The sequence below is a fragment of the Mesorhizobium sp. B3-1-6 genome (assembly GCF_006439555.1).
In the GTDB taxonomy this organism is placed as follows: Bacteria; Pseudomonadota; Alphaproteobacteria; order Rhizobiales; family Rhizobiaceae; genus Mesorhizobium.
The window spans coordinates 51,607-78,373 of sequence record NZ_VFTM01000025.1; the positions used below are offsets into that span (position 1 = coordinate 51,607).

The following is a 26,767-nucleotide window of genomic DNA, read 5'->3' on the forward strand; positions in this document are numbered from 1 at the left end:
CAGCCATCCTCGCGATGATGAGCCTGGGCCGGCAGCGAATGGAACTTCGTGCAGATTGCATGGTTGAACATCTGACCAGTCGTTTGAACCGCTGAACCGCGGTGGCGCCATCACTGCATCGAAGCGGTTCTCAGCCAAGCTTGGAGGCTTGTTGGCGAATGGCCCGTTCCAAAGGCCCATCGAACAACCACAATATCATCGTCATCGGGGCGTCGGCCGGCGGGATCGAGCCGCTGAAGCGGATTGTCAACGACCTGCCCGCCGATCTGCCGGCCGCCACGTTCGTCGTGGTGCATATCGGCCAGGTCAGCTACCTGCCGGAGATCCTAGACCGCGCGGGCACGCTCGAAACGCAGCCGGCCAGGAACGGTGAAGAGTTCAGGACTGGCTGCATCTATGTGGCGCCACCCGGCTTCCACCTTCTCCTTCACGATGGCCATATGATGCTGCGGCGCGGCCCGCGCGAGAACCTTGCCCGGCCGGCCATCGACCCCTTGTTCCGCTCGGCGGCGCTGAGCTACGGTGCGAGTGTCATCGGGGTTCTGCTTTCGGGTTCGCTTTCCGACGGCACCGCCGGGTTAAGGGCCATCAAGTCCGTCGGCGGGCTGGCTGTCGTCCAGCACCCCAAGGACACGCTGGTGCCGGGGATGATTGAAAGCGCGCTGCGCTATGTCGACGTCGACCACTGCCTGCCCGCTGCCGAGCTCGGCCCTTTGCTGGCAAAGCTTGCGGTCGAGCCGCCCGGAGAATCCTTTCCTCCCCCGCCTGTGGTTAGATTGGAAGCGGCCATTGCCGCGCAGGAGCATTCGACGATGCAAGAAGCGGATCGACTTGGCGAATTGTCAGTGTTTACATGCCCGGAATGTCACGGGCCGTTGTGGGAGATCGAAGACGGTGACATGCTGCGCTATCGGTGTCATACCGGGCATGCCTTCACCACCGACGCGGTGATGGAGGTGCAGGCGGTGGAGGCCGACGATATCCTGTGGAGCCTGCTCCGCTCGCATCAGCAGCGGGCGGCGTTTGCCAAGCGAATGGCAGAGCGGGAGCGGGCGAAGCTCCGCTCCGAACTCGCCGCCGAAATGGGCAGGCGGGCGAAGGAATATGAGGCGGATGCCGCTGTGATCGAACGCATCCTCGAAAGCAGGCGGGTTCAGGTAAGGGGCAATGGCGAAGTCAGCGCGGAAGGCAAGTACTCACAAGGCAAGGGTTAGTTCGCGCGACGATGAAAAACAGCCGGCGTCCTTCCCCATTGTCGGCATCGGCGCATCGGCGGGTGGGATCGCGGCATTGCGGAGCTTTTTTCCCGAGGTGCCCGCCGACAGCGGCTTCGCCTACGTGGTCATCCAGCATCTCGACGCCGAGCATGAAAGTGCACTTGCCAGCATCCTCCAGCGCTCAACCGCGATCGCAACGCAAACAGTTGCCGAAAGCGTAGAGATCAAAGCCGATAACATCTATGTGATCCCGCCAGGTGTTTCGGTGAGGATTGAAGAGCGGCGCTTTCACTTGGTCAAGATCGCGGCCGAGCGCGACAAACGGGCGCCGATCGATGATTTCTTCACCTCGCTTGCGCAGGAGCAGGCCGAGAACGCCGCCGCAATCATTCTTTCCGGAACCGGCAGCGACGGCACCGTCGGCCTGAGGGCTATCAAGGAGCGCGGCGGACTGACCCTTGCGCAGGAGAGCGCCGAATATGACGGGATGATGCGCAGCGCCGTCCAGAGCGGCCTGGTCGACATGGTGCTTCCCGCGGAGGAGATGGCCGGCAAGCTGGTCAGCTATTTCACTCACGCGAGCCGCACCGAAACCGAGCGGGATCGACGCAAGCGCGAAGTGACCGAACAGCTTTCGCGCATCGTCGCCCTGCTTCGCTCGCGCACAGGCCATGATTTCAGCGGCTATAAGGACAACACCATTTTGCGGCGCATCCAGCGCCGCATGCAGGTGCTGCAGATCGACGATCCTACCGTCTTCTATGAGCGGCTACGCGAGGACCCGCAGCAGGTCGATCTTTTGTTCCAGGACCTGTTGATCGGCGTCACCAGCTTCTTCCGGGACCCGCAGGCTTTCGAAGCTCTCGAACGTGTGGTCATTCCCCGGCTGCTCGAGAGCCGCAAGCCTGGCGAGACGATCAGGGTATGGGTGCCGGGCTGCGCCACCGGCGAGGAAGCCTATTCGATCGCCATGCTCTTGAAGGAAAACGCGCCGCGCGGCGCCGCCTCGCCCAACTTACAGATCTTCGCCACCGACATCGACGAGCGCGCGCTGGAAGTGGCGCGCGCCGGTCGCTACTCGGCGACGATCGCGCCGGACGTTGCGCCGAAGCGGCTGAAGGAGTTCTTCTCGCGCGAGGACGGTACGTACCGCATTTCCGCCGACTTGCGGGAGATCTGCCTTTTTTCGGCGCACAATCTCTTGCGAGATCCGCCCTTTTCCAAGCTCGACCTGATCGCGTGCCGCAACCTTTTGATCTATATGGGCCCGGAACTGCAGGAAAAGATCGTCCCGATCTTTCACTACGCATTGCGCAACAACGGCTATCTCCTTCTCGGTTCCTCGGAGAACGTCACGCGCCATCCACAGCTGTTCTCGACGGTAGATAAGACAAACCGCATCTTCCAGAGGCGCAACGGGGCCACCACACATCGGTTGCCGGAATTCCCGCTCGCTGCCGCGGCGAGATCGACGGATCCAAGTGCGCGCCGGCGGGCAACGACCGAAACCCTGCAGGAAATCGCGGAGCGTTTGCTCGTCGAGCGCTATTCGCCGGCATATGTGATCGTGAATGCTGCCGGCGAAATGATGCACAGCTCAGGCGGCACGGGCAAATATCTGGAGCTCGCTTCCGGCGCCCCCAGCCACAGCGTCTTTTCCATGGCGCGTCGCGGGTTGCGCATGGATCTGAGGGCCGCGCTCCACAAGGCCGTAAGCACCGGACAGGTGGCAGTCCAGAATAAGATCAGCATCGGCACCAATGGCGGGCGTCAGACGATCAGCCTGGCTGTACAGCCGCTGCCGGGCGATGGTTCTTCCGACCCCCTCTATATGCTGGTCTTCCGGGATGTCGGCGGGATCAAGCCTGAAGCCGAGGACGACGCCATCCACATAACCGACGATGTTGAAAGCGCCAATGTCAGCCAGCTCGAAAGGGAGCTGAGGGAAACCAAGGAGCGTCTGCAGATCACGACGGAGGAACTCGAATCCTCCAACGAGGAGCTGAAATCCTCGAACGAGGAGCTTTCCTCGATCAACGAGGAGTTGCAGTCGTCCAACGAGGAACTGGAGACCTCGAAAGAGGAGCTCCAGTCGATCAACGAGGAGTTGCACACCGTCAATGCCGAGCTCAGTCTGCGCGTCGACGAGCTCACCCGCGCCAACAACGATGTGGCGAACCTGCTCGAAAGCACGCAGATCGCCACCGTCTTCCTCGACCGCGACCTCTGCATCAAGAACTTCACACCGACCGCGCGCGACCTGTTCCGGCTGGTGGAAAGCGATGTCGGACGGCCGCTGGCGCATGTCCGTCCACGCTTCCCGGCCGACGGCCTGCAGGCCGACATGGAACAGGTGCTGCAAAGGCTTGGCACGATCGAGCGGCAGATCGAGGGCATAGACAACGGCAAGAGCTATATCATGAGGGTGCTGCCCTACCGGACAGTCGACAACATCATAGCGGGCGTCGTCGTCACCTTCGTCGACATTACCCAGATCACGCAGGCCGAGAAAACGATCGGCGCACTCTCGCACGACCTGCGCAACCGCGTCGAAAGCCTCGGAACCCTGCTCGACCTCGTGCCGATCGGCATCTTCATCGCCGAGGATGACGCTGGCGTGCAGATCCGCGCCAACCGGCGCGCGGCGGAGCTGTTGGGTCGGCCCGCTGCCGGCACCAAGCTGATATCCGTGCCCGCAATCCTGCCGCTGACGCTCAATGGAACCAAGGTAGGCACCGACGACCAGCCACTGCTCAAGACAATGCGCACCGGCAGGGCAATTCCCGGCTATGAAGCGAGGGTCCAGCATGAAGACGGCACCGCAATCGACGTCATGATGTCGGCCAACCCGCTGTTCGACGAAAAGGGCAAGGTCCGCGGCGCCATCGCGGCGCTGGTCGACATATCCAGCCACAAGGAGGCCGAGCGCAGCCAGGAAAGGCTGCTGCACGAATTGCAGCACCGCGTGAAGAATATCCTGGCCACGATCACCGCGCTGACATCTCGCATGGTTCGCACATCCAGTTCGATGGGCGATTTTTCCACGTCCTTCCAGCAGCGGCTGCAGGCAATGGGTCGAACGCACGACGTGCTGTCTTCCTACAACTGGACAGATGCCGATCTCGAGCAGTTGCTGCGGGCAGTGCTGTCGCCTTACAGCAGCAAGCTGCGCCAGAATATCATCATCCTGGGAAGCCCTTTGCAGCTTGGCGCGAGCGCGGCCGCGACACTCGGCATGGTGTTCTTCGAGCTTGCCAGCAATGCCGCGAAATACGGGGCCCTATCGACAGAGGACGGTCGCGTCGAAGTAGCCTGGAACACCGACAAACCGGGCATTCTGTCGATCCGCTGGAGGGAAATCGACGGACCTGTCGTCGAAGAGCCGCCAAGGCGGAATTTCGGAACGAGCTTCATCCAGCAGAGTTTGGAGTACGAGCTGGGAGGGAAGGTCGATCTGAGGTTCGAACGCTCCGGGCTTGAATGCGACATAAAAATTCCGCTTGCGTCAGGCAAGGGTCGCTGACATTTGCCGCTGAGCGATGAGGAGTGGACACAACATGCTCTTGTCCGGCCTGAATGTCCTTGTGGTCGAGGACGTATTTATGCTTGCGGAGGATCTCACCGACCGGTTGACCCAAGCAGGATGCACAGTGATCGGCCCGGCACCTACGGTCAGACAGGCGCTTGCACAAATCGATGGTGTTGCCCTGGACGGAGCCGTGCTGGATGTGAACCTTCGAGGGGAGCAAAGCTTTCCGCTGGCCGAGCATCTCACGCTCGGCCGTGTCCCTTTCATTTTCCTTACCGGCTATGACAGCGTCACCGTCTTTCCCGACCAGTTTCGCGACAAGCCCAAGCTGTCGAAGCCGGTCGATTACAACCTGTTGATCGAAGCGGTGTCGCGGTTCCGCAAGAGCGATGCGCCGGACTGAGAAAGCCTGGCCTACGACGTGGTGCGATCGCCTATCAACCGGCTCGCAAGTTCGACCAGATGCCGGATCGGCGCAGGTTTCGGCAGAAAAGGCGCGCCATGGAAGACAGGGGACTGGAACGCCGGATCGTAGCCCGAATGGACGACGAAAGGCACACCCGCTTCCTTGAGGCGAGCGGCGGCGGTACCCCGTTGGCCGTCGAGCAATTTAATGTCGATGATGGCCAGATCGGGGTGGTTGTCGTCCAGCCATGTCGCGGCTGCCCGTTCCGAGGCCACGCACGCCACCTCGAAGCCGAGCGCCCTTAAGCCATCCGCCACGTCGCAAGCGATCAAATATTCGTCTTCAATGATCAGTGCCAAGGGCGCTTGCATAACGATCTCCTCAGACACGCTTACCTCCTCCTGGCACACGGCTTGATGTACTCCGCCGGCCAGGGAAGCGCACAATGTTTCGCCCGCAAACGGCTGCGCGGCTGCCGATAGGATTCGGGCCGGCTTGGTCCAAGCCTGCGTCCTCGCCCCGGCTAAGTTGGATCACGTCGGGGTCTGACAAGGCCGCGCGGGCCTCGAACAGTCGAAGGAATTGCGACCTCAGCCCATCGCCCCTTGCGGCGGCAATCGCGTGCAAGGGCATAAAGAGATTTATAGTCCGATCCTTCACAGACTTGCCTCCATCACAACGCCGCGGCCGCCTTTTCCCGCTTTGCCTCATCGATAGCGATGGACAAGATTACATCGCCGTCGCCGCCCCGAACCGCCCAGCCCTCCCGCCGAGGTTCGGCAGCCGGATCGTCGAGCAGATCGATCGCCGAGCGCAGCGCTTCATCATGTACAGCTTCGACGTTGGGGAATTCCACCCCATCAAGCCGCCTCAAACTGCCACCCTCGCGATATTCGAATGTATAGAGACCCACGTCGATTGGCCGCTCGTCGGCGGGCCGGACGGCATCCACGGTGCCGTCCTGGCTACCTTGCGCAGATCGGCCGCCGAATGCCGCGCACTGAACCATCAACTCTTTGGCGCGATCGACAAGTGCGGCATCGCCAGGCAAGCGGTCGGAGAGAACCATGGTGACAGCGATGTTTTCCCCGTCCTCGCCGAGAAATTCGACCGTCACGTGTCCAGTACCGGCATGTATCGCTGTGTCGAGAACTTGCATTCCTGCCTCTTCGTCTGCGCGTCGGGGATACAAAGCTCCCCTGCTCCCGAAAGTTCCGCCCCAGTTCAAGAATCGACTTAGATAGCCGCGCCTGACATCCCCAAAGCGCTCGCGATGAACTCGAAGGCGGCTCCCTGATCGATATCCATCCTAAAGGCCCGCTTGGAACAGCGGGGTCGGAAGCAGGTTTGGAAACAAAGGAGGTGCCGAATGTCACCCAACCAACGCACACCCGCCGAGGCCCGCGGCGAAATCCAGGCCGGCAGGACGCAGGACAAGACCCCCGGGTTCGACCCTGCGGCGGCGCCGCAGGAGACGGATGCCGAGGCCGGCGATGTCCCGACTTCCGCCAAGCCGGCCGGGCCGCGCAAACCGAGCTTCACCAACCATACAAGCTTTGCCAACGCGATGCGGCCGCCAGAGAACGCGCCCGGCCTGCAACCGCGCAGGAATGGCCCGGTGCTGGTGATCGTGGCGCTGGTTGTACTGGCCGCGGTTGTGTTTCTGCTCGCCGCGGTCTTCCGCCAGGTATGAAAGGAACATCATTCCCCGTCCCAGGTTGGATGGCGCAAGGAGGTAATTGCGATGCCGCGCTTGAGACGTTTGTTTCGTCATCTGTGGCGCTGGAAAGCACAGCCAACAACACACCCCTCTCCAGTCGACGCCATTGTGCGGGTGCTGCGCGAAGCCGAAAAGCAGCGCGGATCCCGACGTTCGGGGTGACAGAGCCCCCGCGGGTAGTGTCTCCGGGATCGAGCCGGAGTCACTTCTCGTCAAAGATATGCTCGTGGATGATGCCGAGGATCTGCAGCTTGACCGTTTCCCGCGCTTCGGGCTTCACGAAGGGCATCAGCAGATCGACCGTTTCCTCCACCCGCCGCGGCAGGTCGGCGCTCGGATCGCTCAGATAGCTTCCATGAGCATATAGGTTCTCGGTCAGCTTTTTGCTCAGGTCGGAAAAGAGTCCCATGCCATTGCTCCTTGCTGATCCAACAGCCTGAGCGCCCACGCGGTTCCCTCGGCCGACCGCATAGCAATCGGCCGCGCGCAAATCCTCCTTGCCCGAAATCCTACCCGCCCGAGGAACATTCGGTCCAACCGGATGTTCGGCCGAACCACTCAGGAGGATCGAATGGGAAACAGGAAACTGGCGGTCGTCACCGGCGCCTCGAGCGGCATCGGCAAGGCGCTCGCGAAACTCTGCGCCAAGGACGGCTACGATCTAGCCATTGTCGCCGATGAGCCGGCCATCGAGCAGGCCGCCGAGGCGCTCCAGTCGCATGGCGTCTCGGTCGACGCAGTGGAGGCCGACCTTGCAAGCGAGGACGGCGCCGACAAGTTGATCGCCAAGATCGGCGATCGCGACGTCGATCTTCTCTTCCTCAATGCAGGGCGCGGCCTGGGCCGCGGCTTTGTCGACCAGGACTGGAGCGAGGCACGCCGCGTAATCGACACCAACATCACCGGCACCGTCTATCTCGCCCATAAGCTCGGCCGCAAAATGGTGGAGCGCGGTCGCGGCCGGATCCTGTTCACCGGCTCGATTGCCGGCTTCATGCCGGGTACGTTCCAGGCGGTCTACAACGGCACCAAGGCTTTCATCGATTCCTTTGCCATCGCGATGCGCCACGAGTTGAAAGACAGCGGCGTGAGCGTGACCGTGCTGATGCCGGGGGCCACGCAGACGCGCTTCTTCGAGCGTGCCGACATGATGGACACCGAGGTCGGAACGCAGGAGAAGGACAACCCCGCGAATGTGGCGAAAGACGGCTACGATGCCTTGATGGCAGGCGAAGAACAGGTCGTCAGCGGCTGGAAGAACAAGATGCAGGTCGCCGCCGCCCATGTCACGCCGGCCGGCACGCTGGCCGAACAGCACCGCGAGATGGCCGAGCCGGGTTCGGCGAAAGAGGGCTGAAAATGATCCGGGGACATTCCCGCTCAGCGTCAGTTCCGCCGCATCGCTAGGACCCACAATTCATAGGAACAATCCCAATGAAAGCCCTGACATGGCATGGCAAAGGCGACATTCGTTGCGATCAGGTCGCCGCTCCGGCGATCGAGAACGACCGCGATATCATCATCAAGGTCACCTGCTGCGCCATATGCGGTTCGGACCTGCATCTGATGGACGGCTACATGCCGACGATGAAATCGGGCGACGTGCTGGGCCACGAGACCATGGGCGAAGTGGTGGAGGTCGGCCGCGCCCATACGAAGTTCAAGAAGGGCGATCGCGTCGTCGTGCCCTTCAACATCTCGTGCGGAGAATGCTGGTTCTGTCAGAACAGCCTGTTCTCGCTCTGCGACCGGTCGAATCCCAACGCCGAGCAGGCTGCCAAGGTCATGGGCCAGTCGCCCGCGGGCCTGTTCGGCTATTCGCATCTGGTCGGCGGCTACTGGGGAGGACAGGCCGAGTATCTGCGCGTTCCCTTCGCCGATGTCGGCCCCATCAAGGTGCCCGACGGCATCGATGACGAGCAGGTGCTGTTCCTCTCCGATATCTTTCCGACCGGCTACATGGCGGCCGAGAATGCCGGCATCCAGGAAGGCGACACTGTCGCCATTTGGGGTTGTGGACCGGTCGGCCAGTTTGCCATCCAGAGCGCGTGGATGCTCGGCGCCGGCCGCGTCATCGCCATCGACAAGGTGCCGGAACGGCTTGCCATGGCGCGCGACTACGGCAAGGCGGAAACGCTCGATTTCAGCAATTCCGATATTTACGATGCCCTGATGGCCATGACCGGCGGGCGCGGGCCGGACAGTTGCATCGACTGCGTCGGCACCGAGGCCGATGCCACCGCAACGACCGATTCCATGCTCGATAAGGCCAAGGCCACCGTCTATCTCGGCACCGACCGGCCGCATGTGCTGCGCGAGGTGATCTATTGCTGCCGCAAGGGCGGCACCATCTCGGTGCCCGGTGTCTATATCGGCCTGGTCGATCACATTCCCTTCGGTGCGGCGATGAACAAGGGGCTGACATTCCGCATGGGCCAGACCCACACCCAGCGCTATCTCGAGCCGCTCCTTCAAAAGGTCGAGAGCGGCGAGATCGACCCGTCCTTCGTCATCACCCACCGCGCCGGCCTCGAAGACGGACCCGGCCTCTACAAGACATTCCGCGACAAGCAGGACGGCTGCATCAAAGTGGTGATGCGCCCGCACGGCTGATAGCGCCGATAGCGAATGATAGGCTTTGCAGATCTCTGACTGAACCAGGAAGGTTCGAAATGGCTCAAGCGAAAGATACGTCCAAGCCTCCAGTGAAGTCGCCCGACCGCGGAGGTCTTCCACATCCGCGTCGCGATGCGCAGGGCAGCGATGCAGGCGCGAAGCCGATCGCTCCGAAGACCGCAGGCGCCCCGGAGCCATCGTCCTCGCCGCTCGATAACCGTGTTGCCAGCCGCAATGCTGGCCGGCGCCGCGAGGCCGGGCCGACACCCAGGCCGACGGACAAGCCGCTCGATTGAGCGGGACGAACAAATGCGGCAGCCTGACCGCCTGTCGCGGCGCCGTTGCAGGGTCTCCTCTCCCTTCAACGGCGCCATGACACTATCCTTGGCCGTCAGCTCTTCCGGCTGCGCTCGACGAATTTGTTGAAGCGGCTCGTTCCGCCGCCAGCTTCATCCTGATGCAGGAAGGCGAGATCGTTCTCGTCGAAGATGCGGAAGAATTCGTCCCATTCGATCGGTTCGAGCGTGTCTTCGGGCTCGCCGAAATCGATGCGCAGAATGCCGCCCTTGCCTTTCGTGCGAACGACAGCCGGCTGGCCATTCCGTTCTTCTACCCACTTCCGGATTTCGTCGTGGTTGGTGGTCGTCTTGGCCTCGGACATGGACTTTCCTTTCTGCAGCGGGGACCGATGAGCGGTCCTAACAGCAGCCAACAGGCAATGTTCCAGATGGTGGAACGGCTCTCTGACAAAGCTGCGGCACCTCCTGGGACGGGAACTTTGTTGAAGCAGGGAACAAACCTTTTGCCGCGCAGTTCGGGGCGCCGAAGCCAAATCCGCAAGGGAGTCATCGTGAAACGTGTATTGGTTACGGGAGGTTGCGGCTTCATCGGCCGCCACGTCGCCCAGGAACTCACCGACCATGGCTATCAGGTGCGCCTGCTCGACGCGCTTGTCGATCAGGTGCACGGCGCCGAAGCCATCAACCTCCCTACGGGGGCCGAACTGATCAAGGGGAACGTGCGCGACCGCGACGCTGTCGCTGAGGCGGTTTCAGACGTCGATGCCGTGATCCATCTGGCGGCCGAGGTTGGCGTCGGCCAGTCCATGTACGAGATCGCCCGCTATGTCGGCACGAACGATCTCGGCACGGCGGTGCTGCTCGAGGCACTCATCAAGAAGCCGGTCGAACGGATCGTCGTGGCGTCCTCCATGAGCATCTATGGTGAAGGCCTCTATCAGACTCCGGACGGCGAGCGGATCGACAATGCGCGCCGCAAGCCTGCCGATATAAGGGAGGGCCGCTGGGATTTGCTGTCGGCGACCGGCCAAACACTGTCGCCTCTTCCGACGGACGAGGAGAAGCGGCCTGATCTCGCCTCGATCTACGCGCTGACCAAGTATGCGCAGGAACGCGCGGTGCTGATCTTCGGCCAGGCCTACGGCGTCGATGCCGTTGCACTGCGCCTGTTCAACGTGTTCGGCGCCGGACAGGCGCTTGCCAATCCCTACACCGGCGTTCTCGCCAACTTCGCCTCGCGCCTTGCCAACGGCAAGCGGCCGACGATCTTCGAGGACGGCGAGCAGAAGCGCGATTTCGTGCATGTGCGCGATGTCGCCACCGCGTTCCGGCTGGCTCTGGAGCAGCGCCAGGCCGCCGGCCATGCCATCAACATCGGCAGCGGCCACGCCTATTCGATCAGGGACGTGGCCCGTCTTCTTGCCAAGGCTATGGGCATCCCAAAGCGGCCGCCCGAAATCCTCACCAAGGCGCGCTCCGGCGATATCCGCAACTGCTTCGCCGACATCGCCAAGGCCCGCGAACTGCTGGGCTTTGAGCCGAAGCGTCGGCTGGAAGATTCGCTCGGCGAATTCGCGGCATGGGTCCGCAACAGCGTCGTTATCGACCGGGGCGCGGACATGCGGCGCGAGCTGGAAGAGCGGGGATTGGTCTCATGACCCAGAGCCACCGCCATCCGCGGAAGGCACCGATAGCCGTCATTGGCGGCAGCGGCTTCATCGGCTCCAACCTGGCCGACAGCCTGCTATCCGATGGCGAGGCCGTGCTTGTCGTCGACAATCTCAGCCGCCCGGGCGTCGAGCAGAATCTCGACTGGCTGGCGCAAAAGCACGGCGACCGGCTGAGCGCCGAAACAGTCGACATACGCGATGCCAGCGCGCTGGCGGCGGCGCTGGCGCCGGCAAAGGCGATCTTTCACCTCGCCGCCCAGACCGCCGTGACGACCAGCCTGGTCGATCCCGCGCAGGATTTCGAAATCAACCTCAAAGGCACGTTCAACGTGCTGGAGACCGCTCGCAGCACCGGCGTCCCGGTAGTCTTCGCCAGCACCAACAAGGTCTATGGCGGCCTGCCCCAGATCGCGGTGCGGCAAGCCGACGATCACTGCGAGCCGCTTGACGAGAAGGTGCGTGCGAGCGGGGTCGATGAGAAGGTGGGCCTTGATTTCTGCACGCCCTATGGCTGCTCGAAGGGCGCGGCCGATCAGTATGTGCTCGACTATTCCAAATCCTACGGACTCCCGACAGCGGTGCTGCGCATGAGCTGCATCTACGGGCCGCGCCAGTTTGGCACCGAGGATCAGGGCTGGGTCGCGCATTTTCTACTCAGCGTCTTGTCCGGCCGGCCGATTACCGTTTACGGCGACGGCAGGCAGGTGCGCGACATCCTGCATGTGTCCGATGCCGTAGCCGCCTATCGCGGCGTGTTGGCCAGGATTGAGGACCTCAAGGGCCAGGCGTTCAACCTGGGCGGCGGCCCGAACAATGCGGTCAGCCTGCGCGTGCTGCTGGCGGAGATAGCCGAGATGACGGGCAGCGACGTCGCGCTTCGCCACGACCGCGAGCGCGTTGGCGACCAACCATTCTTCGTCGCCGACACGCGCAAGCTGCAAGCCGCGATCGGCTGGCAGGCGCGTATCCCATGGCGCGAAGGCGTCTGCGATCTCGCCAGCTGGCTGGTGCGACATCGGCTCCAGTCGCGCCCGGAAGCCACGAGGTACGTCGCATGAAAGTCGCCTTGGTCAATCCGTTCTGGACGTATGAGCACAGCATCTATTTCGGCTGCCGGCAGCCGCATCTGCCGCTGGAGCTCGGCTATTCGAAGGCAATGCTGGAAGCGGATGGTCACGACGTCCTGATGCTGGACGGGCAATTGCAGGTCCTCGACAACGCGGCGCTGGCAGAGCAGGTGGCGTCATTCGCGCCGGCCATGACCGTGGTCACCACCGCGCCGACCTATCTGTTCTGGCGCTGCGCGCCGCCTGAACTGCGCGTGCCGGGGGAATTCCTCAGCCATCTCGCCGGACGCGGCGGACGAACCGTGGCGGTCGGACCGCATGGCTCGGCGACGCCTGCACCGACCCTACGCAAGCTCGGCGTCGATGTCGTCGTGCGCGGTGAATGTGAGGACGTCGTGACGGAGCTTGCACGTCAGAGCGACTGGAGCAAGATTGCGCATACGGCCCGGCTCCAAAACGACCTTCCAGTGTGCAATGGCGGCGTGCATGCCAGCCCGTTCGTCGATCATGCTGCGCTCGCCTGGCCGTCCGACTGGATCGCCGCGCATGGCCACCACCACCACAGGTTCGATGCCCATCAGAAGGGCGCCGGCGCCGAGGTGGAAGCGTCGCGCGGCTGCCCCTATAATTGCAGCTTCTGCGCCAAGATCGATTTCCGCGATGCATATCGGCGCAGGAAGCACGACGCCGTCATGGCCGAGATCGACGGTTTGATCACTCAAGGGGTCGGCTATATCTATTTCATTGACGAGATCTTCCTGCCGCAGAAGGCGCTGCTGGAGGCCTTGGTCGAACGCGACGTCCAGTTCGGCGTCCAGACACGTATCGACCTCTGGAAGCCGGAACTGCTCGAACTGCTTGGCGCGGCCGGCTGCGTCTCGATCGAGGCCGGTCTTGAAAGCCTGACCGTCGAAGGCCGCGCGATGCTCGCCAAGCGCTGTCGGCTCGACACAGAGGATCTGGCTGCGCTTCTGGTTGACGCCCGCCGTCATGTGCCTTTCGTCCAGGCCAATCTGATTGGCGTGGTCGAGGACGACCCGACGCTGGTGGACTATTGGCGCAAGCACCTCATCGATCACGGCGTCTGGGCGAACGAGCCCGTGCCGCTCTATCCCTATCCGAGCTCTCCCAGCTACCGCGAATTGTGGGGCGAACCCGACGACCTCGCCTGGGAGCGCGCCCATGAGCACTACCTCGCCTCCTTCCGATCCTTCAGCGACATCCAGGACCAGCGGCCGCATGCGCTGGCTGAGTTGGAGTCCTCATGCTGCAATCACTGACCCATCGTCCGCGGCGCATCCTTATGACGACCGACGCCGTCGGCGGAGTCTGGCGCTATTCGCTCGATCTGGCGCGAGAGCTGGTGGCCAGCGGCGACAGCATCGTGCTTGCCGGGCTGGGACCCGAGCCTTCCCCCGAACAGGCTCGGGAAGCGCGGTCCTTCGCCGCGCTGGTTTGGCTGAAATGCCCGCCGGACTGGATGACGCGCGACACGAAAGATCTCGACCGGTTGCCTGGCGAATTGCAGGAGCTTGCGTCGGACTATGCAATCAATCTCGTACACCTCAATGCGCCGGCGCAGGCAGCCGGTCTCGAGCTGACTTGTCCGATCGTCGCGGTATCCCATTCCTGCGTGGTCACATGGCTGCATGCAGTGCGGGCGCAAATGCCCGAGGGCGATTGGGCGTGGCAACGAGAGCGCAACCGCGCCGGATTCGACCGCGCCGAAGCCATTGTCGCGCCGAGCCGAAGCCATGCCGCCATGCTCGGAGCTTGCTACGGTCCGATCGCGGGCTTGAGCGTCGTCCACAATGGTGCGCTCCCCGGCCCGGCAAGCGCGCATCGTGAGTCCTTCGTTCTCGCTGCCGCCCGCTGGTGGGATGAGGGTAAAAACGGATTGGCGCTCGATGCCGCGGCTGCCTTGTGTGGCCCTCCCGTTTTCGCCGCAGGCGAAACTGAAGGTCCGGATGGACAGCGCCTGTTCTTCGATCATTGCATCTCGCTTGGCTCGATCAGCCATTGCGAGGTTCGGCAATTGATGGCGCGGGCCAGCATGTTTGTCTCGCCGTCCATCTACGAGCCTTTCGGGCTGGCCGCCCTGGAGGCAGCCTCTGCGGGCACCCCCTTGGTGTTGGCGGACATCGCGACCTACCGCGAGATCTGGGAGGGAGCAGCGACGTTCTTCGACGCGCGCGATCCCCACGCGCTTGCCGGCTGCATCGCCAGGCTCTCGCGTGACGAAAGCTTGCGACGCCAGTTCGGTCAGCGCGCCGCCCGACGGGCGCGCAAATTCTCGCTCAGCGCCCAGACGGCGCGGATGCGAGAGGTCTACGATCGGGCGGCGACGGCCATGGCAGGGCTTTGACCATGCGCTTCGTGTTCTACACCCATTCCGCCGTTTCCGACTGGAATCACGGCAACGCGCATTTCCAGCGCGGCATCATGCGCGAGCTCGTCGCGCGCGGACATGAGGCGGTCGCGCTGGAACCCGCCGACGGCTGGAGCCGATCGAATCTGCTTGCCGAGCAAGGCCCTTTCGCCGTCGAGCGCTTCCGCAAGGATTTCCCGGAGCTGATCGCGCTGAGCTATGGCCCCGGCTTCGCGCACGAAGCCTGGCTCGCCGGCGCGGATGTCGTGATCGTCCACGAATGGACGGACAAGGATCTTGTCGCGCGCATCGGACAGGCGCGAGCCTATGGCAATTTCACGCTCCTGTTCCACGACACCCATCACCGCGCCGTATCGGCGATGCAGGCGATAGCGGCACTTCAGCTCGAGCATTACGACGGGGTGCTGGTCTTCGGCGAGGTGCTGCGCGAGAGCTATCTTCGCGCCGGCTGGGGCAAACGGGTCTTCACCTGGCATGAGGCGGCGGACGACCGGCTGTTCAAGCCGTGCCCGGATGTCGACCCCGTCTCCGACCTCGTCTGGATCGGCAATTGGGGCGACGACGAACGCAGCGCCGAGATCTCCGAGTTCCTGATCGAGCCGGCGAGCGCTCTCGCGCTGTCGGGAACCGTGCACGGCGTGCGCTATCCGACCGATGCCCGAGCCGCGCTTGCCGAGGCAGGGCTGCGCTATGATGGCTGGATTGCCAATGCCGACGTGCCGAAGAGCTTCGCCCGGCATCGCGTCACCATGCACATCCCCCGCCGGCCTTATCGGGAGAGCCTGCCCGGCATTCCGACCATACGCATGTTCGAGGCGATGGCCTGCGGCATTCCGCTGGTCTCGGCGCCATGGTCGGATGTCGAAGGACTGTTCCGTGCCGGCACGGATTTCCTGTTCGCCCGGAACGGCGCCGAGATGCGGGGTCACCTTCGCGACGTGCTGAACGACAGCCAGCGCGCGGAAGCGCTGGCCGCGTCCGGCCGGGAAACCATCCTTGCGCGCCACACATGCCGGCACCGCGTCGACGAGTTGTTCGACATTCTCGCCGCATGCGGCAATCGCGAGGTCGCTGAAATCAAACCTGCAAGGGAGGCCGTCGCATGAAGATCGCCTTTTACGGATCGAGCCTTCTGTCGTCCTACTGGAACGGCGCGGCCACCTATTATCGGGGCTTGCTCAAGGCATTGTCGAAGCGCGGCTATGACATCGTCTTCTATGAGCCCGATGTCTACGATCGCCAGAAGCATCGCGATATCAAGGCGCCGGACTGGTGCAGCGTCGTCGTCTACGAGCCGACAGCGCATGCGCTGATGCAGGTCGCCTCGCGCGCCGCGCAGGCAGAAGTCGTGGTCAAGGCAAGCGGCGTCGGCTTCGAGGACGAGGCGCTGCTGCATGCGGTTCTCGACAACGCTCGCCCGGATGCGCTGACCGTGTTCTGGGACGTCGACGCGCCAGCGACCCTAAGCGAGTTGCGCAATCATGCCGAACACCCCCTGCATGAGACGTTGAAGAGGATTGGCCTTGTTCTGACCTATGGCGGCGGCGATCCCGTGGTTTGGGATTATCGCGCGCTCGGCGCCGCGGAATGCGTGCCGATCTACAACGCGCTCGATCCCGAGACACATCATCCGGTCGCCGCAAATCCGGGCTTTGCCTGTGACCTCGCTTTCCTCGGCAATCGGCTGCCCGACCGCGAGGCGCGCGTCGACGCCTTCTTCTTCGACCCGGCCCGTGTGCTTGGCAGCCAACGCTTCCTGCTCGGTGGATCCGGCTGGGGCGACAAGCCCTTGCCGGCGAACGTTTCGTGGCTCGGCCATGTCGGTACGCGCGATCACAACGCCTTCAACGTCACGCCGAAGGCGGTGCTCAACATCAGCCGCGACAGCATGGCGGCCAACGGGTTTTCGCCCGCGACACGCGTCTTCGAAGCGGCGGGCGCGGGTGCATGCCTAATCACCGATGCCTGGCTCGGCGTCGAGCTGTTCCTGACCCCCGGCGAAGAGATCCTGGTCGCGCGGGACGGTGCCGACGTCGCCGAGATCGTGCGCACGCTGACGCCGACACGGGCGAAGGCGATCGGCGCCGCAGCGCTGCGGCGCGTTCTGGCCGAGCATACCTACACGCTGAGAGCCCGGCTGGTGGACGACATCTTCAAGGCGCATTTCGAGCGCCGGGCAATGGAGGCCGCGGAATGACGAAACCGCTCGACATCGTTTTCCTCGGACTTTCGTTATCCTCATCCTGGGGCAACGGCCACGCGACGACTTTCCGGGGGCTGCTGCGCGCGCTCAACGAGCTCGGCCATCGCGTCACCTTCCTCGAACGCGACGTGCCCTGGTACGCGCATCACCGGGACCTGCGTGACCCCGATTTCTGCGACTTGCGCTACTACCAGACGGTCTCCGAGCTGCGCCGCAATCACCGGCAGGAGTTGCAGCGGGCCGACGCGGTGGTGATAGGCTCCTTCGTGCCGGAAGGCAGGGTCATCATCGACGACCTCGCTTCGCTGTGCACTGGACAGTTCTGCTTTTACGACATCGACACGCCAGTGACGCTGGCGCGGGTTGCCGAGGACGATTGCGATTACCTTGCCCGCAGGCAGATCCCCTATTTCGACGTCTACTTCTCCTTCACCGGCGGACCGACGTTGCAGCGCCTCAGATCGGAGTTCGGCGCCCTCCGAACGGAGCCGCTCTACTGCTCGGTCGATCCAAAGCGACACCATCGCACCGGAGACGCGATCGAATGGGATCTCGGCTATCTTGGAACCTACAGCGCCGACCGGCAGCTCGCCCTCGAAACGCTGCTGCTGGAGCCGGCGCGGTGCCTGCCGGACCGCCGCTTCGTCGTCGCCGGCTCGCAATATCCATTCGACATCGCCTGGCCGGACAACGTCCAGCGGATCGAGCACCTGCCGCCCGCCGAACATGCCGCCTTCTACAGCCGCCAGCGTTACACATTGAACCTTACGCGGGCGTCAATGATCGCGGCAGGATGGTCGCCCAGCGTGCGGCTCTTCGAGGCCGCCGCCTGCTGCACACCGATCATCAGCGACCGCTGGCCCGGTCTCGATAGCTTCTTCCCCGAATCGACGATCGAGACCGCAGCCAGTGCCGGCGACGTGCAGGAAATCCTCACAGCGAAATCGGAGCGGGCCAGACTCGATATGGCCCGTTCGGCACGCGAGGCGGTGCTTGCAAGCCACACCGGCGGCGCTCGGGCGCGTGAATTCGTTCTGACTTTGACTCAGTCAGTCCATACGCGCGCGGCGATCGATCTGAACGTGGAAAGTGCAGCATGAATAGCAGACAGGAGACTTTGCAGATGCGGCGATCAAGAAAGGTTCAGCAGACACGGACGGCGCTTGTCGCCGGCGGTGCCGGTTTCCTCGGTTCGCATTTGTGCGAGGCCCTGCTTCACGACGGGTATCGCGTCATATGCGTCGACAACTTTCTTACGGGCCGAATGGAGAATGTCAGCTCGCTAATCGGCCAGGCCCGGTTCCGGCTGATCGAGCAGGACGTTTGCGTCCCGCTGGAACTCGGCGAGGCTGTCGACCGCGTTTTCAACCTGGCCTGCGCGGCATCGCCGCCCCGCTACCAGGCCGATCCGGTCCACACAACGCGCACCTGTGTGATCGGAACGCTCAATCTGCTCGAGCTCGCGGCAAGCAACGGCGCCCGCTTCCTGCAGGCCTCGACCAGCGAAGTCTACGGCGATCCAGAACAGCACCCACAGCGCGAGGACTATGTCGGCCACGTCAACTGCACAGGACCGCGCGCCTGTTATGATGAGGGCAAGCGCACCGCGGAGACGCTCTGCTTCGATTATCTGCGGGCCGAGATGGCCGATATTCGCGTCGCCCGCATCTTCAACACCTATGGTCCCAGAATGGACCCAGCCGACGGCCGCATCGTGTCCAACCTGGTCATGCAAGCGATCGAGAAACGGCCGCTGACGATATTCGGCGATGGCCGGCAAACCCGCTCATTCTGCTATGTCAGCGACATGATCGGAGGATTGCGACGCCTTATGGATGTCGATCCCAATCCGCGACAGCCGGTCAATCTGGGCAATCCCGGCGAGTTTTCGATCCTCGAATTGGCAAGGCTGGTTCGGGAACTGACCGGCAGCAGATCACCCGTGAAATTCCTGCCCTTGCCGCAGGACGACCCGCGCCGCCGGCGGCCCGACATAGGCCGCGCAAGAGCGCTTCTCGGCTGGTCACCGAAGGTGCCTCTCAGGCAAGGCCTACTGCAAACCATCGCCTTTTTCTCGAGGCTCGACGACCTTGCGATGGAGGCCATCGTACCGGTCAACAGGACTGAGGCCGGAAAAGCTCAGAACCTTCAGCTCTGAGGCGGTGGCTTCCTTCACCGTAGCGGAACAACCGACCGGGATTGCGGTTGGACATGACAACCGTCATGGAGAAGAACTGTGCAGCCGAAGCGACCAATCAAGGACATCGACCAGATGGCGGCGGCCGAAACCGCCGCGTTCCTGCGGCGAGCCTCCATCACCTATCTCGAATGTTGCGTCAGCCTGATGATGACACATCTGCGGCGCGAGGAAGTGGCCACAATTCTGGAGGAGGAAGCGGACATGCTGCGCAGGCTGGACTGATCAGGTCCTCGCGCGCTCGATAAAACGCGAAAGCCTGGTTTCGTAGCGGTCGGCGGCGCGCGTGGCTCTTATCCGCTCATCGCCGTGTGTCGACTGTCGGGCCATCGTCCACAGCCCAAGCTGGAAGGCGAGATAGCAGGGCTCCATGTAGTCCACCAAGGAATGATCGACGGCACGCGACATTTCTGCCTCAACGCCTTGGATGAGCCGCGAAAGCTCGGCGTCGGAAAGCTCATATTCCACCGTCGCGCCTGCAATGTCCCACGTTATGTCCTGACAGCCGACAATGTCGTGCGAGCGGCAATGGTCGACGGCGTCCGTCTTGAGCAGGGTTCCCTCCGGCCGAACCAGAAATTCCCACGGGTGCAGGCGTCCGTCGATCTCGATCCTCCGCAGGAAGGAATGTGAGGAGTGGCGGGCGAACCAACCCTTTAATGCTTGGGCCGGCTCTTCCCCCAAGGCTTCCCTGCAGTTTTGCATGGCCATGTCTGCAAGCCTCTCCAGCGACGCGCCGGCCTCTTCCGTCTGCAACTCGGCAGCGCGCCAGCCGAGATAGCGTCCAAGCCATTCGACCAGCAGGTCCCTGGCCAGCTCTGTCCGATCCAGCCTGTCCGCGTCTGTCCAACGCTCGATCAGGAAGCCGTGGCAGAGTCCGGCAGGCTGCGTTCCAAAACCGGCCCTGTGCACCGACCTTGCCGTGTGCAGCTTGTGCTGCCCGGTCCCGCCGAGACCGGCGAACTTGACCAACCAACGCTCCGTGCCCGCCAGTGCCAGGAATTTTCGCCGCTCAAATCCGGCAAACACCGGAGGCCAATGCTCCGGCGCCGTGGAAATATGCTTGCGCCATTCGCCGCCGGAAATGTCGCTGAGTTCGACATCGGCCTTGCCGAGGAGGTTCGCCACCCATCGGCGAAGGTTCGGCGCGACGCATCCATCGAAGGCCGCTTCGAAGTCCGCGACATGGCGCGAGCAGTGACTCCAAATAGCCTGCATGTCTGCCGAAGCTTGCACGCCCGGCCCGCCGCGGTGGCTTGGGAACAGATGAATGCGCTCCCGGTCGATGTCCTGCCGGCGCAGCCAGGCAACGACAGCATGAAAGGAACTGCCGGAGAGGCCCGGACCTTCATCAACGATGGCAAATTTGGCAAGAGGTCTGTCGCGCCAAGAGCCGAGGAGTTCGGGCGCGGCGCAAATGTGCCGGGAAAACGGATGGCCGATCGGTCGCACGCTAACAGGCGGCGGCGCATGCAGGGCGGCGGCGACCATCGCCGCCAAGCCGAGACCAATGCTGCGGATGCCGATGACGCATGTGTTTGCGTCGAGTCCCGACTGCAGCGCTGCAAGCAGATAGGTTTCCGGATATAGCGCATAAAGCGCGTAGCCTTCGGCCGGGCCGGTGGTTATTTCGTTGCCACAGTCCATACCGGCAAGCTTCGCAAGCAGCGACGCATCGAGCACTCCATGCCGGACAAATCCTTGTTGCCAGGATCGCAGCACTTCCTCCGACAACTCGACGAGAATTTCCGACCCCAGCTTCTGTCTCGAGGAATTCCAATCGCCGCCCTTGATGTCGAATTCCGCATCGGCAAGGCCTTGTATAAGTTCGGAAGCGCCGACGAAAAGATCGACCAGGGCAGCGTGGCGCTCGATGCCCGCGGGCAGATCGCCGATCGCTCTCGCGGCGGCCAACACAGCTTCCCTGAGCTGTTGTGCGCTGTGCGCTCGCTTGTGGTCGCCGAAGACGATCATGCGGCTCCTACCCGGCTGTCTGCCGCCAACGCGAACCGCGTCTCTTTTGATCCGCAACCCAGCCCAGCAATTTTCGGACGCCGGGCAATTTTTCGCGGCGCCACGGAACATTCGAGGCCGCTCCCGGTTCGGCGGCGAGGAACTTACCTCGAACCAAAAGGGGCAGCGGTTTCGTGACATCGAAGAAAGTTCGTATCGGCATCGTCGGCGTGGGCAATTGCGCGTCATCTCTTGTGCAAGGTCTCTCCTACTATCGCCACGTCAACGGCAACGAGCCGATCCCCGGGCTGATGCATGCCGACCTCGGCGGCTATCATGTCGACGACATTGAGGTCGTCTGCGCCTTCGATGTCGCGAAAAACAAGGTTGGACGCGATGTGGCGGAAGCGATCTACACCGCGCCCAACAACACCTTTCGTTTTGCTGATGTCGCGCCGACCGGCGTTCGTGTGGAGCGCGGTCCAACACTCGACGGCATCGGCAAATATCTCCGAGAGGAGATCGAAGAGTCGGATGAACCGGCCGCAGACGTAACCACCCGGCTCCGCGGGAGGGGGGTCGAGGTGCTGATATCCTATCTTCCGGTCGGCTCCGAACAGGCGACGCGCTTCTATGCCGAATGCGCGCTTGAGGCCGGCTGCGCTTTCGTCAATTGCATCCCTGTCTTCATCGCCTCGCGGCCGGAATGGCGCAAGCGCTTCGAGGAACGTGGCCTTCCCCTGGTCGGCGACGACATCAAGAGCCAGGTCGGTGCAACCATCGTGCATCGGCTGCTCGCCAATCTCTTCCGTGAGCGCGGCGTGCGCATCGATCGCACCTATCAGCTCAACTTCGGCGGCAACACCGACTTCCTCAACATGCTCGAGCGCGAGCGGCTGGAATCGAAGAAGATCTCGAAGACGCAGTCCGTCACCAGCCAGATCGACGTCCCGCTTGAGGCCGGCAACATCCATGTCGGACCCAGTGACCATGTCCCGTGGCTGACCGATCGCAAATGGGCCTATATCCGTGTCGAAGGCACTACTTTTGGAGGCGTGCCGCTCAATGCCGAGCTCAAGCTGGAGGTCTGGGATTCGCCCAACTCGGCCGGCGTCGTCATCGACGCCCTCCGCTGCGCAAAGCTCGCCCTCGACCGCGGCATCGCCGGCGCGCTCACAGGCCCCAGCAGCTACTTCATGAAGTCGCCGCCGGAGCAGTTCACCGACGCGGAAGCGCGCCTGCGCACGCTCGCCTTCATCGCCGGTAACGACAAGCCTATGCTGGACGCCGCCGAATGACCACGACGTTCTTTCTCATCCGCCACGCGGCGCATGATCATGTTGGCTCATACCTGGCCGGGCGGCTCGAAGGCGTTCGCCTCGGCGAAGCCGGCCAGGCGCAGGCACTGCACCTCGCGCGGCGACTGACGCGAGAGCCGCTCGCGGCGATCTTGAGCAGTCCGCGCGAGCGCACGCTGGAAACAGCGAAGCCGATCGCCATCGCTTGCGAGATTGAGAAGATCGCGATCTGCAAGGAACTCGACGAGATCGACTTCGGCGAGTGGTCCGGCAAGACATTCGAAGAACTGAGCGGCGATGCAAGCTGGCGGCTTTGGAACGACCAGCGCCAGAGCGCCCGCACGCCGAGCGGCGAGACCATGCTGGATGTGCAGCACAGGATGGTCGGCCTGATGGACGCGCTGCGCGAGAATGGACAGGGTCAGTGCATCGCGCTTGTCAGTCATGCCGATGTGATCAAGGCGGCTGTCTGCGCGATCCTCGGCCTGCAGCTTGGCGACTGCTTTCGCTTCGATATCGCGCCGGCCTCCATCACAACAGTCGTCCACGGCGACTGGGGCTCCAAACTGATCCGTTTGAATGAAGTTGCCTGAGGGAGTGGTCGCCCATGCGCATGGTCATATTCGGTCTGACCGTTACATCGTCATGGGGCAATGGGCATGCCACGCTCTGGCGGGGACTGATTAGCGCGCTAGCACCGCTTGGCTGGTCGATTAGCTTCTTCGAGCGCAATACACCGTACTATGCCGGCGCCAGGGACATCGACCGGTTGAGCGGCGGCGGTGTCGTTCTTTACCCGGATTGGGAAGATATCCGCCAAGAGGCCGAGGCCGCGATACGGCAGGCCGACGTCGTCATCGTCACCTCCTATTGTCCAGATGCCATGGAGGCCTCGCGGCTCGCCAACGACCGCTGTCGCGGCCTGAAAGTATTCTATGACCTTGATACACCGATGACGCTGGCGAGCATCGAGCGAGGTGACTATCCGGCCTATTTCGAGCCGGAAGGATTGCGCGATTTCGATCTGGTCCTCAGCTATACAGGAGGGCCGGCGATCGATGCGCTGAAGCGCATTCTCGGCGCGCGCCACGTCCTGCCGCTCTACGGCCATGTCGACCCCGACCGTCACCAGCCAGCGCAGCCAAGGCCCGAGTTCGAGGGCGACCTATCCTATCTCGGGACCTACGCCGAGGATCGGCAGGCAGGCGTCGAAATACTGCTTGTCGCTGCCGCCGCCCGGCTTCCAAACCGACGTTTCATCATCGGCGGGGCGCAATACCCGCAGGACTTCCCCTGGAGCGGCAACATGTATTTCGTCCGGCACCTGCCGCCCGCCGATCACCCTGCCTTCTTTTCCTCCTCGCGCCTGACGCTGAACGTCACCCGTGAAGCGATGGCGCGAAAGGGCTGGTGCCCATCAGGGCGTCTGTTCGAAGCAGCCGCATGCGGCGCCGCGATCATCTCCGACGACTGGGCCGGCCTGGACAGCTTCTTCACGCCCGGCAGCGAGATTCTGTTGGCACACACTACCGACGATGTCGTCGCCGCGCTTGGCCTGTCGGACAGCGAAATCGAGGCGCTTGGCCGCCGCGCCCGTGAACGCGTTCTCGACGAGCACACGTCCGCGCACCGCGCCGCCGAACTCGATCGCATCTTGAACGCCGCCGTGTCCACGGCAGGTGGAGCAATGGAGGAAGTCGTCTGATGTTGGGCATCGTGCCTGCCGCAGGTCGCGGCAGCCGCATTCAACCGCTGGGTTTTTCCAAGGAACTGCTGCCGGTCGGCAGCCGACTGGATGGCCAGACCGAACGCCCTTGCGCGGTGAGCGAATATCTGGTGCGGCGGATGGTCCGTAACGGCGTCGACCGCATCTGCTTCATCATCGGTTCCGGCAAGTCGGACATCCTCGAATACTACGCCGCCGGCTATGACGACGCCACGGCGATCTTCGTGGCGCAGCCTTCTCCGGTTGGACTGTGCGACGCGATCTTCCGCGCGACACCGCTTGTGACGCCGGAAGAAACGGTCCTGATCGGCCTGCCGGACACGATCTGGTTTCCTGAAGACGGCTTCTGCCACCTGGCCGACGACCAGCTTTCTTTCCTGATGTTTCCGGTCGATCGCCCCGACCTGTTCGACGCCGTCGTCCTCGATCGGAACGGGCGGGTCGAGCAGATCCAGGTCAAGCAAGCTGACGCAGCGACAAACTGGGTTTGGGGCGCCTTCAAGATGCCGGGTCGTATCTTCCTTCAACTGGCGGCACTGTGGCGCCAGCGCGACGGCGTGGACGAGTATTTGGGCACTCTGGTCAACGCCTATCTCGCCGGCGGAGGCGAGGCTTACGGCGTCAAGGCCGGGACGGCTTATGTCGATGTCGGTACTTTCAACGGCTATCGCACGGCACTCAGGCTGCTGGAAAACAACGGCGCCGCGGAAGACGAAGTCCCGCCGATGTTCGCCCGGCAAGACCGCTCGCCTGTGCCACTCCTCCCAAGCGAAGGAGCTTAGTCATGCCCCATTCCAGCACGGAGATACGCCGCCGCATCGACGCATTGGGGCCCTGGTTTCACAATATGGAGCTCGCGGGCGTGGAGACCGCTCCCGATCATTTCCTCGGCAACTACCCGCTGATCAAATGGCGCAAATTCGCGGATGCCATTCCGACTGATCTTTCGGGCAAGTCGGTGCTCGATATCGGCTGCAACGCCGGCTTCTACTCGATCGAAATGAAAAAACGCGGCGCCGCTCGCGTGCTCGGAATCGACTTCGACCAAGCCTATCTCGCCCAGGCCCGCTTCGCCGCCGAGATCGCCGACTGCGACATAGAGTTCCGAGAATTGTCCGTCTACGATGTCGGGGCGCTCGGCGAACGCTTCGACATCGTGCTGTTCATGGGCGTGCTTTACCACCTGCGCCACCCGTTGCTGGCGCTCGACCTGATCCGAGCGCATGTCGCGGGCGACCTGATGATCTTCCAGTCGATGCAGCGCGGCAGCGGCAAAGTCTTACCGCTCGAACAGAACTACCATTTCTGGACGCGCGATCTGTTCGACCGGCCAGAATTTCCAAAGCTGCATTTCATCGAGCATCGTTACGCCGACGACCCCACCAATTGGTGGATCCCGAACCGCGCCTGCACCGAAGCGATGCTGCGCAGCGCTGGTTTCGACATCCTGCTGCATCCGGAAGACGAGGTCTATTTCTGCCGCGCGTCCGACGAACCGACAGGCAGCGGCGCCGTCTATCCTTCGAAAGGAGAGACCGATGATTGAAGCCGCCATGATCTGGAACGAGCCCAACAACAAATCGCATTGGGACCCAGAGCTCGACCCCGACTGGAGCCGTTTTGCCACGATGGCGATCATGGCTGCCGATGCGATAGGCCGCGAGAACCCGGCAATCACTAAGGTCCTCGGCGGCATTTCCCCGATCGATGCTGGCTTCATGACGCGCATGAAGGAGTTCGGCGTGCTTGACCACGTCGATGCCGCCGCAGTGCATGGCTTCCCGCTCGACTGGAACCTCTGGCAGATCCACGAGTGGCCTCACAAGCTCGGTGAGATTGCTACAGTCGCCGATATTCCGGTCTGGGTCAGCGAAGTCGGTGTGTCTACCTTCGGCGCCGAGGAGGTGCAAGTTTGGGGCTTGCGCCGGACGGCGGACCTTTTGCTCAGCCTCGCGCCACGCGTGCAGTGGTACAGCCTCTATGATCTGCCGCGTTCCTGGGAGGCGACGACGCGCCATCGGGAAGCGGAAGGCTCGTCCTATTACAGGCACTTCTACATGGGCCTGCTGCGCGAGGACGGCACGCCCAAGCCGGCGCTCGAGGAGTTCGCGCGCCACACTCCGCAAATGGGCCTAGTGCAGTGGTTCCACTATGAGGACCATCGGCTGGATGATGCCGTTGCCTGGATGCACCGTCTGGGCGTTACGCACCTGCGCACAGGCCTATCCTGGGCCGACAGTTTTCGGCCGAATGCGCAGGGCTGGTTCGATCGTCAGATGGAAGCGCTTGCCGATTTCAACGTCACGGTCACCTTCTGCTTCACGCCGCAACATCGCGGTCTGCAGCCCCATCACACCAGCCCGCCCCAAGTGCCGGAGGAATTCGCCGAGTTCTGTGCGGCGATGATCCGCCGCTACGCTCCGGCGATCAGCGATGACATGGCACCAACGCTACGTGTGTCGGCAGCATGGTGAGTT

General features: G+C 63.0%; 26 protein-coding genes. 21 read left to right on the forward strand and 5 right to left on the reverse strand.

The genetic code is table 11. From position 1 onward, the window contains the following. Nucleotides 1-158: 158 nt before the first annotated feature. Genes FJ414_RS21615 through FJ414_RS21625 form a run of 3 tightly spaced genes read left to right on the forward strand, consistent with a single transcriptional unit; the run spans nt 159 to nt 5,149 of the window. Complete coding sequence (locus tag FJ414_RS21615; RefSeq protein WP_140646343.1) at nt 159-1,214, forward strand: chemotaxis protein CheB; 1,056 nt, start codon at nt 159-161, stop codon at nt 1,212-1,214. Beyond that, nucleotides 1,168-4,740, forward strand: a complete 3,573-nt coding sequence (locus tag FJ414_RS21620; RefSeq protein ID WP_140646344.1) for a CheR family methyltransferase — start codon at nt 1,168-1,170, stop codon at nt 4,738-4,740. Before FJ414_RS21615 ends, FJ414_RS21620 begins: the two co-directional genes overlap by 47 nt. Before the next feature lie 34 nt (nt 4,741-4,774). Beyond that, entirely contained in the window at nt 4,775-5,149 is a 375-nt protein-coding gene (locus FJ414_RS21625; RefSeq protein ID WP_140646346.1) for a response regulator, read from the forward strand. A gap of 11 nt (nt 5,150-5,160) precedes the next feature. Here FJ414_RS21625 and FJ414_RS21630 read toward each other — a convergent pair whose 3' ends face one another. Further along, nucleotides 5,161-5,541 carry a response regulator gene (locus tag FJ414_RS21630; RefSeq protein ID WP_140646348.1) on the reverse strand — a complete coding sequence of 127 codons (381 nt, stop codon included), beginning with the start codon at nt 5,539-5,541 and terminating at the stop codon, nt 5,161-5,163. Between the two features lie 284 nt (nt 5,542-5,825). Next, a complete protein-coding gene (locus FJ414_RS21635; protein WP_140646350.1) occupies nt 5,826-6,311 on the reverse strand; it encodes a hypothetical protein in 486 nt (161 codons plus the stop codon). Between the two features lie 210 nt (nt 6,312-6,521). On the opposite strand from FJ414_RS21635, the gene FJ414_RS21640 reads away from it, so the two are divergent. Next, nucleotides 6,522-6,845 (forward strand): hypothetical protein, encoded by a 324-nt coding sequence (locus tag FJ414_RS21640; RefSeq protein WP_140646351.1) that lies wholly within the window; start codon nt 6,522-6,524, stop codon nt 6,843-6,845. A gap of 229 nt (nt 6,846-7,074) precedes the next feature. Here the strand turns inward: FJ414_RS21640 and FJ414_RS21645 are convergent, their stop codons facing one another. Next, on the reverse strand, nt 7,075-7,281 hold the full coding sequence (locus FJ414_RS21645; protein ID WP_140646352.1) for a hypothetical protein: 207 nt from the start codon (nt 7,279-7,281) through the stop codon (nt 7,075-7,077). Nucleotides 7,282-7,443: 162 nt separating this feature from the next. Between FJ414_RS21645 and FJ414_RS21650 the strand changes: the two genes are divergently transcribed. Further along, on the forward strand, nt 7,444-8,229 hold the full coding sequence (locus FJ414_RS21650) for an SDR family NAD(P)-dependent oxidoreductase (protein ID WP_140646354.1): 786 nt from the start codon (nt 7,444-7,446) through the stop codon (nt 8,227-8,229). A 77-nt stretch (nt 8,230-8,306) separates the two neighbouring features. Further along, complete coding sequence (locus FJ414_RS21655; protein ID WP_140646356.1) at nt 8,307-9,485, forward strand: zinc-dependent alcohol dehydrogenase; 1,179 nt, start codon at nt 8,307-8,309, stop codon at nt 9,483-9,485. A gap of 394 nt (nt 9,486-9,879) precedes the next feature. Here FJ414_RS21655 and FJ414_RS21660 read toward each other — a convergent pair whose 3' ends face one another. After that, complete coding sequence (locus FJ414_RS21660; RefSeq protein ID WP_140646358.1) at nt 9,880-10,149, reverse strand: hypothetical protein; 270 nt, start codon at nt 10,147-10,149, stop codon at nt 9,880-9,882. 189 nt (nt 10,150-10,338) lie between these two features. Between FJ414_RS21660 and FJ414_RS21665 the strand changes: the two genes are divergently transcribed. The 9 genes from FJ414_RS21665 to FJ414_RS21705 all read left to right on the forward strand — a co-directional run bounded on the left by FJ414_RS21665 (nt 10,339) and on the right by FJ414_RS21705 (nt 19,538). After that, nucleotides 10,339-11,445 carry an NAD-dependent epimerase/dehydratase family protein gene (locus FJ414_RS21665; protein WP_140646360.1) on the forward strand — a complete coding sequence of 369 codons (1,107 nt, stop codon included), beginning with the start codon at nt 10,339-10,341 and terminating at the stop codon, nt 11,443-11,445. Continuing rightward, entirely contained in the window at nt 11,442-12,515 is a 1,074-nt protein-coding gene (locus FJ414_RS21670) for an NAD-dependent epimerase/dehydratase family protein (RefSeq protein WP_140646362.1), read from the forward strand. Before FJ414_RS21665 ends, FJ414_RS21670 begins: the two co-directional genes overlap by 4 nt. Next, a complete protein-coding gene (locus FJ414_RS21675) occupies nt 12,512-13,804 on the forward strand; it encodes a TIGR04295 family B12-binding domain-containing radical SAM protein (protein ID WP_140646363.1) in 1,293 nt (430 codons plus the stop codon). Before FJ414_RS21670 ends, FJ414_RS21675 begins: the two co-directional genes overlap by 4 nt. Beyond that, the gene (locus tag FJ414_RS21680; RefSeq protein ID WP_140646364.1) at nt 13,789-14,889 is read left to right on the forward strand and encodes a glycosyltransferase family 4 protein; all 1,101 of its coding nucleotides are present in this window, start codon (nt 13,789-13,791) and stop codon (nt 14,887-14,889) included. Before FJ414_RS21675 ends, FJ414_RS21680 begins: the two co-directional genes overlap by 16 nt. Before the next feature lie 2 nt (nt 14,890-14,891). Further along, the gene (locus FJ414_RS21685) at nt 14,892-16,019 is read left to right on the forward strand and encodes a glycosyltransferase (RefSeq protein ID WP_140646366.1); all 1,128 of its coding nucleotides are present in this window, start codon (nt 14,892-14,894) and stop codon (nt 16,017-16,019) included. After that, nucleotides 16,016-17,110, forward strand: a complete 1,095-nt coding sequence (locus FJ414_RS21690) for a glycosyltransferase (RefSeq protein ID WP_140646368.1) — start codon at nt 16,016-16,018, stop codon at nt 17,108-17,110. The genes FJ414_RS21685 and FJ414_RS21690 overlap by 4 nt, the downstream gene beginning before the upstream one ends. Further along, nucleotides 17,107-18,216 carry a glycosyltransferase gene (locus FJ414_RS21695; RefSeq protein WP_140646369.1) on the forward strand — a complete coding sequence of 370 codons (1,110 nt, stop codon included), beginning with the start codon at nt 17,107-17,109 and terminating at the stop codon, nt 18,214-18,216. The genes FJ414_RS21690 and FJ414_RS21695 overlap by 4 nt, the downstream gene beginning before the upstream one ends. A gap of 23 nt (nt 18,217-18,239) precedes the next feature. After that, a complete protein-coding gene (locus tag FJ414_RS21700; RefSeq protein WP_140646370.1) occupies nt 18,240-19,274 on the forward strand; it encodes a UDP-glucuronic acid decarboxylase family protein in 1,035 nt (344 codons plus the stop codon). A 78-nt stretch (nt 19,275-19,352) separates the two neighbouring features. Next, a complete protein-coding gene (locus tag FJ414_RS21705) occupies nt 19,353-19,538 on the forward strand; it encodes a hypothetical protein (protein ID WP_140646372.1) in 186 nt (61 codons plus the stop codon). On the opposite strand, the gene FJ414_RS21710 is transcribed toward FJ414_RS21705, so the two are convergent. Then, nucleotides 19,539-21,287, reverse strand: coding sequence for a hypothetical protein (locus FJ414_RS21710; RefSeq protein WP_140646374.1), 1,749 nt, complete (start codon nt 21,285-21,287; stop codon nt 19,539-19,541). It lies immediately after the preceding gene. 173 nt (nt 21,288-21,460) lie between these two features. On the opposite strand from FJ414_RS21710, the gene FJ414_RS21715 reads away from it, so the two are divergent. From FJ414_RS21715 to FJ414_RS21740, 6 genes are read left to right on the forward strand one after another with little or no spacing between them, the layout of a single operon-like run. Continuing rightward, on the forward strand, nt 21,461-22,564 hold the full coding sequence (locus FJ414_RS21715) for an inositol-3-phosphate synthase (RefSeq protein ID WP_140646376.1): 1,104 nt from the start codon (nt 21,461-21,463) through the stop codon (nt 22,562-22,564). Continuing rightward, a complete protein-coding gene (locus FJ414_RS21720) occupies nt 22,561-23,157 on the forward strand; it encodes a histidine phosphatase family protein (protein ID WP_140646378.1) in 597 nt (198 codons plus the stop codon). The genes FJ414_RS21715 and FJ414_RS21720 overlap by 4 nt, the downstream gene beginning before the upstream one ends. A 14-nt stretch (nt 23,158-23,171) precedes the next feature. Beyond that, nucleotides 23,172-24,269 carry a glycosyltransferase gene (locus FJ414_RS21725; RefSeq protein ID WP_140646381.1) on the forward strand — a complete coding sequence of 366 codons (1,098 nt, stop codon included), beginning with the start codon at nt 23,172-23,174 and terminating at the stop codon, nt 24,267-24,269. Continuing rightward, nucleotides 24,269-25,072: a sugar phosphate nucleotidyltransferase gene (locus FJ414_RS21730; RefSeq protein WP_140646384.1), complete on the forward strand. Its 804-nt coding sequence runs from the start codon at nt 24,269-24,271 to the stop codon at nt 25,070-25,072. Before FJ414_RS21725 ends, FJ414_RS21730 begins: the two co-directional genes overlap by 1 nt. Before the next feature lie 2 nt (nt 25,073-25,074). Next, complete coding sequence (locus FJ414_RS21735) at nt 25,075-25,836, forward strand: TIGR04290 family methyltransferase (RefSeq protein ID WP_140646387.1); 762 nt, start codon at nt 25,075-25,077, stop codon at nt 25,834-25,836. After that, nucleotides 25,829-26,764: a beta-xylosidase gene (locus FJ414_RS21740; protein WP_140646389.1), complete on the forward strand. Its 936-nt coding sequence runs from the start codon at nt 25,829-25,831 to the stop codon at nt 26,762-26,764. The genes FJ414_RS21735 and FJ414_RS21740 overlap by 8 nt, the downstream gene beginning before the upstream one ends. Nucleotides 26,765-26,767: the final 3 nt, after the last annotated feature.